Here is a 10841-nt window from a genome sequence, read left to right on the forward strand (position 1 = left end):
GTAGCAACCCGGAGCGGGCTTAACGCCGTTTCAGAATCTATGCGCCCAGTGCGCGAAGGAGTGAAACGATGACTCAGAAGATCAGTGCAGCAATCGTCGGCTACGGAAACCTCGGCAAGAGCGTTGAAAAGCTCATCGCCAAGCAGCCGGACATGGAGCTCTACGGAATCTTCTCCCGCCGCGACTCACTGGAGACCGACGCCGCCGTCTACCCCGTGGCAGAAGCTGCCGAGCACAAAGACAAAGTCGACCTTCTGTTCCTGTGCCTGGGTTCGGCAACTGACATCCCAGAACAGGCCGCGTCATTTGCCGAGAACTTCACAACCGTCGACACCTACGACAACCACCACCTCATCCCCGCCCACCGCGAAAAGATGGACGCCGCTGCAAAGGCCGGCGGCAACGTCGCCATGATCTCCACCGGTTGGGACCCCGGCATGTTCTCGATCAACCGCACGATCGGCGAAGCTCTGTTCCCCAACGCCCAGCAGAACACCTTCTGGGGCCCGGGACTGTCGCAGGGCCACTCCGACGCCGTGCGCCGAGTGGAGGGTGTGAAAGCCGGCGTGCAGTACACGCTGCCGAAGGAAGAGGCCCTGCAGGCAGCCAAGGAAGGCCGGGGTGACGAGATCACCGGCGCGAACGCCCACCGTCGCCGCGTTGTCGCAGTTGCCGACGAAGCCGACCAGGAGCGCATCCGTCAGGAAATCGTGTCGATGCCCGACTACTTCGAGCCCTACGAAACGACCGTCGAGTTCGTCAGCCAGGAAGTCTTCGACCGCGAACACCAGGGCATGCCCCACGGTGGCCACGTCATCACCTCGGGCGACCTGGGCGGTACGCACAGCTCGGTCGAATTCACCCTCGAACTCGAGCGCAACCCCGACTTCACCGCCGCTGCGCAGCTGGCCTACGGCCGTGCCGCGGTCCGCATGGCCCGCGAAGGCCGCACGGGTGCCGTCACGGTTCTCGAAGTTGCGCCGTACCTGCTGTCGACTGCCAGCCTTGACGAACTGGTGGCCCGCGACATCTGATTGTCTGTATGACTCGCATTGTTCTGGCCCGCCACGGGCAGGCTTCCGCGCACGCTGAGGACTACGACGTTCTGTCGCCTCTGGGCCACCATCAGGCCCGGCTGTTGGGCGGCGGGCTTGCCGCTCTGAAGCTGCACGATCCCGTGGTTGCCACCGGCACACTCAAGCGGCAGATCGACACGGCGTCGATCATCTTCGGCGACGAGCTCGAGGCTCTGCGCGATGAGCGGTTCAACGAATACGATCACCGCCGCGTGATGGCTGAGTACACCCCGGACATGAAGCCGGGGCAGCCTGGCCGGCTGGACCGTGCGATGGCCCTGTGGATGGCTGATGCACAATCGGATTTCCCGCCGTTTCTGCGTCAGGTGATCGCCGCTTACCGCGAGTTCTGCGAACGACTGCCGGAAGGCCGCGACGGGCTGATCATCAGCTCCGGGGGCGTGTCCGCGGTGATTTCAGCTTGGCTCATGGCGGGCCGACCGGAGGTCTTCGCAGGACACGCTCTCGAGGCGCCGTCGGCCGGATCTTCCACTGCCGGGATTCTGGACTTCGGTTTGGAAGGGCACGACTTCACCCAGGAAACGGGGCCCGCGGCGTTTCTTGATTTCGGCGCGGGCTTCCCGGCGGATACAGCCGGTGGGCCCGCTGGCGGGCCGAAGATGTCCGCTGCTGAAACGGCGGATGCCGCGCGTGCTGTTCGCGAAATCGAACAGGTGGTGCTGTTCAACAGCGAGTTCGTCAACGCTTCGATGAGCCAGACCGACGGCCGCCGACTCATCACCTTCAACGAGCACGCGCACCTCGGACCGCCCGAAGAGGGCCGCATCACCCCGCACTGACGCAGATCGTTGCCGAGGGCAGATTGTCCCGCGACACCCTTTAGCCGGATTCTGCGCTTTAGCAACAACTGCTAACGGGAGTTTCTGTTGCTAACCGGAGTCTCTGTGCGGCTAAAGCGTGGATTCGTGGCTAACGGGTGTGGAATCGGGCTCAGGCTGGCCAGGAGGCACGCGGGCGAGGTGCGTCTCAGCTGCCGGGTGCAGTGCACCCCACTACGACCGTGTTTGGAACAATGAACGCTATGACTGAACCTTCTTCACCCCGTCTGCGCGCACCCGAACTCGTGGGCCGCCGCTGGATCAACACCGGCGGCAAAGACCTTTCGCTGCAGGATCTGCGCGGCAAGATCGTTCTGCTGGACTTCTGGACGTTCTGCTGCATTAACTGCCTGCACGTTCTGGATGAACTGCGCGAAATCGAAGAAAAGTATCACGACGAGCTCGTGGTGATCGGCGTGCACTCGCCGAAGTTCGAATTCGAACGCACCGTCGAAGCCGTAGACCAGGCGGTTGAGCGCTACCAGGTGGAGCACATTGTGCTCGACGACCCCGACCTCGTGACATGGCAGGCCTACACCGCCCGAGCGTGGCCCACGCTGGCGCTCATCGACCCCGAAGGCTATCTCGTGGCGAAGATGTCCGGTGAAGGCCACTCGAAGGGCATCACCAGCCTCATTGAGGGCCTCGTCGAAGAACACCGCGCCAAGAGCACACTGCGTTCCGGCAACGACCCCTACGTGGCACCGGAGCCGCGCGAAGGTGAACTGTTCTACCCGGGCAAACTCATCCGCCTGGAAACCGCCGGCCACGAAGGCAACATCCTCGTGGGCGATTCCGGCCACCACAGCCTCGTTGAATACGCCCCGGACGGTGTGACGAAGCTGCGCCGCTACGGCGCGAAAGAACGTGGCTTCGCCGACGGCCAAGCGCTCGTCACGGACACCTCGGCAGACGCCGAAGCCGCTCAGGCGCGCTTCTCTGAGCCCGGCGGCATGGCCGAACTCAGCCCGGAACTGGCTGAGAAGGTCGGCTACCACGTGGTCGTCGCCGACACCGTCAACCACGCACTGCGTGGCCTCAACCTGGACACCGGCGAAGTCACGACAGTTGCCGGCACTGGCGAACAGTACATGGTCGGTGCTGCCGACAACACCGTCGAAGGTCGCAGCACGGAACTGCGCTACGACGGTCCGGCCCGCGGCATCAAGCTCTCCAGCCCGTGGGACGTGCAGTTCGTACCGGCAACCGGCGATGTCATCATCGCCATGGCCGGCAACCACACCATCTGGGCGTTCAACCCGGAAAAGGACACCGTCCGCCTGTTCTCCGGCACAATGAACGAAGGCCTGACTGACGGTGGGCCGGAAGAAGCCTGGTACGCCCAGACCTCCGGCCTTGCGCTGACCAAAGAAGGCCAGGTGCTTCTGGCAGATTCGGAAACCTCGGCCCTGCGCAGCCTCAACCCGGCAGACGGCACGGTTGAAACCTATGTGGGCACCGGCCTGTTCGACTTCGGCTTCCAGGACGGACCGTCAGCCGAAGCTCGCCTGCAGCACCCGCTGGGCGTGGCAGAACTGCCAGACGGCTCGATTGCGATTGCAGACACGTACAACGGCGCCGTCCGCCGCTACGACCGCACGCGCGACGAAGTTTCGACCCTCGCCCGGGATCTGCGCGAACCGTCCGACATCCTCGTGGTCACCCCGGAAGACGGCGATGCGTACCTGCTGGTCGCAGAATCCGCCAACCACGCGCTGACCGCCGTGACGATCCCGGCCGAAGCCCTTGAGGTCAACGAAGGGCAGAAGCAGACCAAGCGTCCGCCCACGGAAATCGGCACGGGCAGCCTCGATGTCGAAGTGCACTTCACCGTCCCGCAGGGCCAGAAGCTCGACGACCGCTGGGGTGACCCCACGTGGCTGCAGATCTCCTCGACCCCGCCGGAGCTCATTGCCGACGGCGCCGGGGGAGCGGAGGGCCAGACCCGCACCATCACCCTGGCCGAAGGCTTCACGGAGGGTGTTCTGCACGTGACGGCCCGCGCGGCATCCTGCGATGGCGAACCGGGCGGCGAAATCCCGCTGCACGCGGCCTGCCACCTGTACCAGCAGGACTGGGGCATTCCGCTGGTCATCCGGGAGGGCGGCCCCGACCGCCTCGACTTGGACCTCCGCGGGGTCTGACCCCACTCCCACGCACGAGGTGCCGCTTAGGCGAGTTTCCGAAACTCGCCTAAGCGGCACCTCGTCATTTCAGGGTTCGATCTGTGCGTTAGCTATATTCTGCTCTGTTGTGCCCGCAGAGGGCTCTCAGAGCTCGCCATAGGTGTGATCACGCGGGCTCTGCGGTTTGGCGAGCCCCTGCCATAATGCGGAATTGCGCCCGTAGTCCGCAAAGAGCTCAGGAAGAAGCGGGTCAGCGACTTTGGTTCGGCACGCCATATCGTCGAGCGAGGCGATCACGTCAAGCACGGACCGAGACTCGAACTGGCCGAATTTTCGCTTCGCCTTGTTGCGCACATTGTTCGGTGTTGGCCCGGCATCAAGGACAGAGTGGTGCCACAGGCGGCTGTGGTGCGCACAGCGGTTGCGAAGGATATGACGATCCTTGCTCCGGTCGATGTCGCGCAAGCAGGATATGACGGTCGGTTCACGGTCCTCGATCTCGGTGTAGAAGTCCTTGTCGAGGTAGCGGCCGTAGGCTCCATGCTCGTCGGCAATAGCCCGGGCGCACTCAGTTTGGTCAGCTACGATGAGGCCTCGGCTGACTAGAAGGTCGACCTGCTCGTCCCAGGACAGCGGCGGTTTCACGGGATACCCCCAGAATGAAAAGGCCCCTCCCATTTGAGCTTCACCGAGAGGCTTGGGAGGGGGTCGGTTAGTCTCATTTTAGCAGAACCACGACTTGGTTTCCATCCACGCACGAGGTGCCGCCCCGGTGAGTATCGAAAACTCACCTAAGCGGCACCTCGTCATTTCAGGGTTCGATCTGCTCGACCCGCACCTTGCCGTCCTCGGTGAGGATGATGCGGGCGGAGATGAGCTCGGTGACCTCTTCGCGGAAATCAGTTTCCGTGCCGGTGCGGGAATCCCGGTAGTTGCCGGAGATGATGAACGTTGCCTCAGCTGGGCGCATGCGCAGACCACCAGCCGGCCGAGCCTTCTGGCTGTCAGCCTCAGAAGAATCCCCGGAGCTGCCCAGTGACGTGGACACCGTCATGCTGGGGTCGCGCACAAGCTCGACGTCCGGAACTGACTTCAGCTCCCAGTGCACATCGCCCAGGATCGTGTTGTCTGTTTCGTAGCCGAAAACACAGCCGGTGGGCATGAGCACCTTCTGCTTAGTGCAGTCCTCCAGCTGTCTGCGCAGCTGCGCCTGGGCTTCTTCGCTCAGCGCCGGAGTGGGCTCAGCCTCGACCGTGACACTGTGCTCTTCACCGGGCTCAACCACGTCAACCGTCTTGTAGCCGGACTTCACGTACTTCTGGTTGAAGCCGATCCCGTACTGCAGGGGAAAGAGAACCGGAACGGCGTTCGTGCCGTTGGCCATGGGCTGACTGTTGATGTTTGCGGCTTGAGCCTGCGGTCCTTGAACTGACAGCGTGGGCCAGTCCTCAACGCGGATTCTCCACTGGCTGAACAGTCCCCACGTGCGCGGAATCCGTTCGAGCGTGAAAACCGTCGAATGTGGTTTCGACCCCAGGACGTAGTCCGCCCGCACCCGGGCCGTGGTGTCCCCGGATTCTTCAACATCCGTTTTGATCTGCGTGGGCACACCCTGCGCGCCGCCGATCACCTCGTCAGTCATGCCATCGGTGTTCTGCAGGTCAGGCCCCAGAACAAGTCCGCGTGCCGTCGCTCCGTTGCCGTCAGCCAGAGCGTTCAGATAGCGGCTGACCGTGGTCGCCGGCGAATAGCGGGTCAGATTGAAAACCGGCACGCTCACAACCGCCAGCAGCAGAAGGACAGCAGATGCGCTCAACCACTTGCGCATGTCATTCCTTCGCGCTCATAACAGCTGTCGGTGAAGCGTCCGCTACGGGATAGGCGCGCATCTGTTCAGTGTCGACTTCGACCCACAGGCGTGTGCCCGGCCGCACAGCAGCGCTCTGCTGGGCAATGTCCGCACCCAGGTCCGGGTGGAGAACACCCCACGGAAGATCGGCGTTTTCAGCTGCTTCGGCACTGAAGTCGAACAGATCAGCCTGCAGCGCCAGCCCCACCTCGGTGTCGGATGGAGAGAGCGTGACCTGCACTTTTGAGTCTTTGTCGTGCAGGCCGACAACGAGGGCTTCGAAAACAGCCTCGCCGTCGAAAATCGGGGAGAATTCGTCAAAGGACAGGCGGACCGCACCGGTGGGAATCGTGACGAACACCTTGCCGTCCAACTCCGTTTTGGCGCGCACCTGCGAATGTCCAATTGAAAGCCAGCCGCGCCGAGCCAAACCGGAGAACACGTTGACCCCGGCCAGGTCTGCGGCCAGGTTGGAGCGCGGAGTGCGCAGCTGCTGGCCGAAATCACCGGCGTCAGCAACCTGATCGAGTTCAAGAACGACTGTTCGGCCGCCGATGATTCCCGCATCGACGGCCGAGTCGAGCGCAAAAACAGCCCCCAGTTCGAAGTGATCCAGTGCGTCCAGCAGTCTTCCTCGTATACCTGCTCGGGCACGTGTGGGGATCCCATCAAACGGCCGGTTCAATGCCAGCCAGGGGGTGTTCTGCGTGAGTGCGGCTGCGATAGTGACCGCTAAGCGCAGTCTGGTGCGAGCCGCGGGGTCGAGTTCCTCAGCCCGCCGCCCGTCGACGGTGATGCCGAAGAAACGAGCGGCCAAGCGCACATGCTCAAGCCCCGGCCGGACAGCCGCACGGCTGCCGGTCAGGGCGCGAAGCTGGTGCTTGGCGTAGCGAATGAGGGTGTCTGACGCTGTGGCTTCCCCTGCCAGAGCGCAGACCTCAGTTTTGGCGCAGACGGCCCGAAGGGCAGTCTCGACGTCCTCGCTTTGCCCCATGATGACGAGGCGTTCCGAGGTGCCGATCGGGCCGTCTGTCAGCGGTGTTCCCGAGAACACGACATCGCTGAGGTCAAGTTCAGTCATGTACTCAAGATACCGGTGGTGTCAGATGCCGCTGACCTTGCGTCGGGTGACGACGATCGATGCCGCACCAACCACAACGAGTCCAGCACCGAGTGCAAGACCGGTGAGGTCGCCGCCGGTGCGCGGCAGCTGCGAGCCGGTCGAGCCGGTGCTCTCCTGCGGCTGCGCGTAGTGGTCGTCCGGAGTGGTGTTGGGAAGCTCGCGGCGCTGCTCGGCGCCCGAGGTGTCTTCCTGCTCCTGTTCGGACGTCATGGTCTGTTCAGACTGGTCAGTCTGGTCGGACTGGTCGGCTTCCGAGCTGCTGTCTTCAGCCTTGTCGCCGGCGTCGTCAGCCTTGTCGCCGGCGTCATCAGCCTGGTCAGCGTCTTCTGCCTTATCGCCATCGTCAGTCGTGTCTTCGGCCTTATCGCCTTCGTCAGTCGTGGCGTTGGCGTCGCTCTCAGCCTGGCCGTCTTCGGTCTGATTAGCGTCGCCTTCAGCACCCGGCTTTTCAGCTCCGGGTGCCTTAGGCTTTTCGTTCATACCGCTAGCCTCAGATTCAGATGCCGGCTTGGGGTCTTTACCCGTTGTGGACGGAGTGGTCGGCTTCTGCTGTTCCGGCGTCTTCTGTTCCGGCTTGGGTTCCGGCGTCTTCTGTTCCGGCTCAGGCTTCGGCTCCGGTGCAGCCTTGAAGACGGTGAACGATGCAGATGCAACCTGGACGTTCTCTTCAATCTTGACGTTGGACGCCTTGTCCTTGTCGAGCTTCCGGACTTCATTCCAGTCGAGCTTCTCGTTCGACTCGGCCGCGGTGGACTCAGTCTTCTTGTCAGACGAATCCTTGTCGGCGTCGTCCTTCTTGTCAGCTTCGGTGGTCGGCGACGGGGTTGCCGTTGCGCTCACCGTGGTTTCGCTCGACGGAGTGCTGGACGGAGTGATCGAACCCGCGCCGGCGGTCGGTGCCTCAGACGGCTTGGCGGTTTCCTTGTCGGCATCGTCAGCCTTGTCGCTGACGACGGCCTTGGCGCCTTCAACCGTCACCTTGTAGGTGCCGGTCGCAGCGGTGCCCTTGTCGTAGATCCACACCGAGGCGGTGCCTGCCGAGTCGGTCTTGGCCGGAAGCTCAAACGGCTCGGCAGTTCCGGGCTGCTGCACCTTGAAGATGTAAGAAGCGCCGGGCAGACCGTTCTTGAGGGTCAGGGTGACGCCCTTGCCCTCTTTCGCGAACTCTTCCGACTTCTTCTGCGCAGCTTCCTTCTGCTGCTTCGAAGCCTTTTTGCCAACCTCGACCTGGGCGACCTCGTCCTTGCTCAGGGTGAAGTCGGTGTCCTCAACGCGGTTCTTGCTGAACGACAGGGTCGAGGTGGGCAGCTGATCCTCAGTGACCTTCGGCTTATCAGCTTCATCGGACTTGTTGTCAGCGTCGTCCTGCTTTTCGTCTGCCTTGTCTTCGGACTTGTCGCCGGCCTCGTCCTTCTTGTCTTCTGCCTTGTCTTCGGGCTTGGCAGTTTCGGTGGCGGACGGGCTGTCGCTGGGTTCCGGCGATGCGGAAGTCGAGGGGGTCTCCGACGGGGTCGAGGTTTCGCTCGGCTGTGCCGACGGGCTGGCGCTCGCGTCTGCGCTCTTGTCCTCTGCCGGGGTCGATGCGGAATCAGCGGATTCCGATGCGCCTTCCGGCTTAGCAGAACCTTCTGGCTTTGCCTGCTGTTCGTCTTCTGCCGGCTTTTCGGCAGTGTCTTCGGCCTTGTCGCCGACGTTGAACTTCGCCAGTTCGGTGGCTTCGTTTGTCTTGAGGTCCGTCAGGAACAGACGGTAGCTGCCCTCGGGGACCTTCGAGCCTTTGTCGGTCGAGAAGAAGTAGGAGCCCTTGACCTCACCGGCCTGCGAAACGGACAGCTTGGTGTCCGGGGTGTAGGAAATTCCGTCGGTGCCGATGACGGTGACAGTTGCCTTGTCTCCGGGGGTGAAGCCTGTTCCGGTGAACTTCAGACCCTGCTTGCTGTCGGCAATCTGCTCGGCGGCAATGGAGTCCTGTGCGAGCGAAACGCTGACTTCGCCTTCTTCAGAATCAGATGATGACGTAGTGGAGTTCTGGCCGGAAGCTGTATCCGGGGCCTGATCCCCGGGAGCGGCAAAAGCGGGAACGGCTGCAAAGCCTGTAACCGCGGCCACTGCGGGGGCAAGAACAAGACTGGGAAGAGTCTCACAGTTAGCCTTTCGGTTGTGTTGCAAACACACCCAACAAAGGCGACGACACCTACCCACCCAACGAGGTTGAAAGGGGAAGGCACCATCGGTGCGGGGTGTAGGTCAGTTTCCAACTGTAAACGATTTCTGGCCAGATGTTAAGAAAGCCCTCAGCGTTAGCGGTGTATGAGCGACTGGCCGGGCGTTGTAGCCTGGTGACGTGAGTCTCCTATCTGATGGCGAAATCCGCGCCGAACTTGCCGAAGGCCGTATCCGCTTGGACCCGCTGGATGAAAGCCTCGTCCAGCCGGCATCCGTCGACGTGTGTTTGGACCGCAGCTTCCGGCTTTTCGACAACCACAAGTATTCGGTCATCGACCCTTCCCAGGAACAGCCCGAACTGACCCGCCTGGTTGAAACCGACGGCGACGAACCGTTCGTGCTGCACCCCGGCGAATTCGTGCTCGCCTCGACCCTTGAGGTCGTAACCTTGCCCACCGACATCGCGGCCCGTCTGGAAGGCAAGTCGAGCCTGGGCCGCCTGGGTCTGCTCACGCACTCCACCGCAGGCTTCATTGACCCTGGGTTTTCGGGCCACGTGACCCTCGAACTGTCGAACGTCGCGACCCTGCCCATCACCCTGTGGCCGGGCATGAAAATCGGCCAGCTGTGCTTCTTCCGCATGGGAGCGCAGGCTGAGCGCCCCTACGGAGCCGACCCGGCAACCGCCAACCGCTACATGGGCCAGCGCGGCCCCACCGCATCGCGGTCCTTTGAGAACTTTTACCGCGCACAGGTGAACCCACAGGATCCGCGCTGATGTCGCAGACCGCTGATGTCGAGACGCTGCGAAACCAGCACCTGCTGCTGGTTGACGACACTGTTCTCGACAGCGACGTCGACGTTCTCCTGTCGAATGTGCTGCCGCGCCTTGCAGCTGATGGCGGCACGCGAAAGCTCAGCCGCTATTCAACACTGACAGGCCCGCTGGAAATCACAGAGAGCGCTGCCGAACAAGCACAGATCCCATCCGTGTTCGCTGCAGCCTACGCGCTCTCGACGCCGAGGGAGCGTGAACCGGAAGCCCCACCGGAATGGTTCGTCCACTCCGAGGGAATCGAAAAGCTGTTTCCCGCCGGCCTGCCTATGCGCGAAGAAGAGCGCGGCGTCGACTTGCTCATTGCGCTCGCCCGCCGCCTCCACGCAGCGGTGCGCATCGCCGATGATGCCGAACCGGGCGGACACGAGCGAATCATCGTGCCCGATCCCGACGCCCACCCCGAAATCACGGTCTATTCCCAGTACTGGATCACCTCGGACCTCCTGCTGCCCCTGATAGAAAAGGCGATCCCGGAAGGTCAGGTGGTCGACACCTCGGCCGATGCCCCCGAGGACCAAGAACTCGACGGCTACTCCCTCGACATCGACCTGGGGGAGGGGCGCGGGCTGATTGAACTGGGTGTCATGGTCGAAACCGCCCTGCCGACAATCGTGGAGCGCTTTGCTGACGGCCCGCAGACTGCCTACTCCATTCGCTGGCACGCGGACGATGACGACGATTCCTCCCGTGCACACCGGCGCATGCGCAACACCGCCGGAAGCATCATCGGCGACCTTGCCGCAGCTGTCGTCGACGCCACCTGCGGAACCGCGGTAGACCGGGACGGATTCCTTCTGGCTGACCACCAACTGGAGGGGTGACGT

The 10841-nt window shown here is 62.9% G+C and carries 9 protein-coding genes; 5 read left to right on the top strand and 4 right to left on the bottom strand.

Translation table 11 applies throughout. From position 1 onward, the window contains the following. Positions 1–68: 68 nt before the first annotated feature. From HMPREF3172_RS10015 to HMPREF3172_RS10025, 3 genes are all read left to right on the top strand, one after another. A complete protein-coding gene (locus HMPREF3172_RS10015) occupies positions 69–1034 on the top strand; it encodes a diaminopimelate dehydrogenase (RefSeq protein ID WP_070517244.1) in 966 nt (321 codons plus the stop codon). Positions 1035–1042: 8 nt separating this feature from the next. Next, entirely contained in the window at positions 1043–1876 is an 834-nt protein-coding gene (locus HMPREF3172_RS10020) for a histidine phosphatase family protein (RefSeq protein WP_070517247.1), read from the top strand. A 242-nt stretch (positions 1877–2118) separates the two neighbouring features. After that, a complete protein-coding gene (locus HMPREF3172_RS10025) occupies positions 2119–4059 on the top strand; it encodes an NHL domain-containing thioredoxin family protein (protein ID WP_070517249.1) in 1941 nt (646 codons plus the stop codon). A 126-nt stretch (positions 4060–4185) separates the two neighbouring features. Here the strand turns inward: HMPREF3172_RS10025 and HMPREF3172_RS10030 are convergent, their stop codons facing one another. The 4 genes from HMPREF3172_RS10030 to HMPREF3172_RS10045 form a co-directional block, all read right to left on the bottom strand. Beyond that, on the bottom strand, positions 4186–4686 hold the full coding sequence (locus HMPREF3172_RS10030) for an Abi family protein (RefSeq protein WP_083281537.1): 501 nt from the start codon (positions 4684–4686) through the stop codon (positions 4186–4188). Positions 4687–4852: 166 nt separating this feature from the next. After that, a complete protein-coding gene (locus HMPREF3172_RS10035) occupies positions 4853–5869 on the bottom strand; it encodes a hypothetical protein (protein WP_070517255.1) in 1017 nt (338 codons plus the stop codon). A 1-nt stretch (position 5870) separates the two neighbouring features. Next, complete coding sequence (locus tag HMPREF3172_RS10040; protein WP_070517258.1) at positions 5871–6971, bottom strand: hypothetical protein; 1101 nt, start codon at positions 6969–6971, stop codon at positions 5871–5873. A 21-nt stretch (positions 6972–6992) separates the two neighbouring features. Then, entirely contained in the window at positions 6993–9122 is a 2130-nt protein-coding gene (locus HMPREF3172_RS10045; RefSeq protein ID WP_070517260.1) for an LPXTG cell wall anchor domain-containing protein, read from the bottom strand. Positions 9123–9357: 235 nt separating this feature from the next. Between HMPREF3172_RS10045 and dcd the strand changes: the two genes are divergently transcribed. Together dcd and HMPREF3172_RS10055 are read left to right on the top strand one after the other, a co-directional pair. Beyond that, a complete protein-coding gene (gene dcd, locus HMPREF3172_RS10050) occupies positions 9358–9957 on the top strand; it encodes a dCTP deaminase (protein ID WP_070428923.1) in 600 nt (199 codons plus the stop codon). Beyond that, positions 9957–10838, top strand: coding sequence for a hypothetical protein (locus tag HMPREF3172_RS10055; RefSeq protein WP_070517263.1), 882 nt, complete (start codon positions 9957–9959; stop codon positions 10836–10838). The genes dcd and HMPREF3172_RS10055 overlap by 1 nt, the downstream gene beginning before the upstream one ends. Positions 10839–10841: the final 3 nt, after the last annotated feature.

Source organism: Brevibacterium sp. HMSC08F02 (assembly GCF_001807555.1).
Classification (GTDB): Bacteria; Actinomycetota; Actinomycetes; order Actinomycetales; family Brevibacteriaceae; genus Brevibacterium; species Brevibacterium ravenspurgense.

What these genes read in the sequence shown, in the direction of transcription:
- HMPREF3172_RS10020 (WP_070517247.1), top strand. Translation starts at nt 1,043, where the DNA reads ATGACTCGCATTGTTCTGGCCCGCCACGGGCAGGCTTCCGCGCACGCT.
- HMPREF3172_RS10040 (WP_070517258.1), bottom strand. Translation starts at nt 6,971, where the DNA reads ATGACTGAACTTGACCTCAGCGATGTCGTGTTCTCGGGAACACCGCTG.
- HMPREF3172_RS10015 (WP_070517244.1), top strand. Translation starts at nt 69, where the DNA reads ATGACTCAGAAGATCAGTGCAGCAATCGTCGGCTACGGAAACCTCGGC.
- HMPREF3172_RS10035 (WP_070517255.1), bottom strand. Translation starts at nt 5,869, where the DNA reads ATGCGCAAGTGGTTGAGCGCATCTGCTGTCCTTCTGCTGCTGGCGGTT.
- HMPREF3172_RS10055 (WP_070517263.1), top strand. Translation starts at nt 9,957, where the DNA reads ATGTCGCAGACCGCTGATGTCGAGACGCTGCGAAACCAGCACCTGCTG.
- HMPREF3172_RS10025 (WP_070517249.1), top strand. Translation starts at nt 2,119, where the DNA reads ATGACTGAACCTTCTTCACCCCGTCTGCGCGCACCCGAACTCGTGGGC.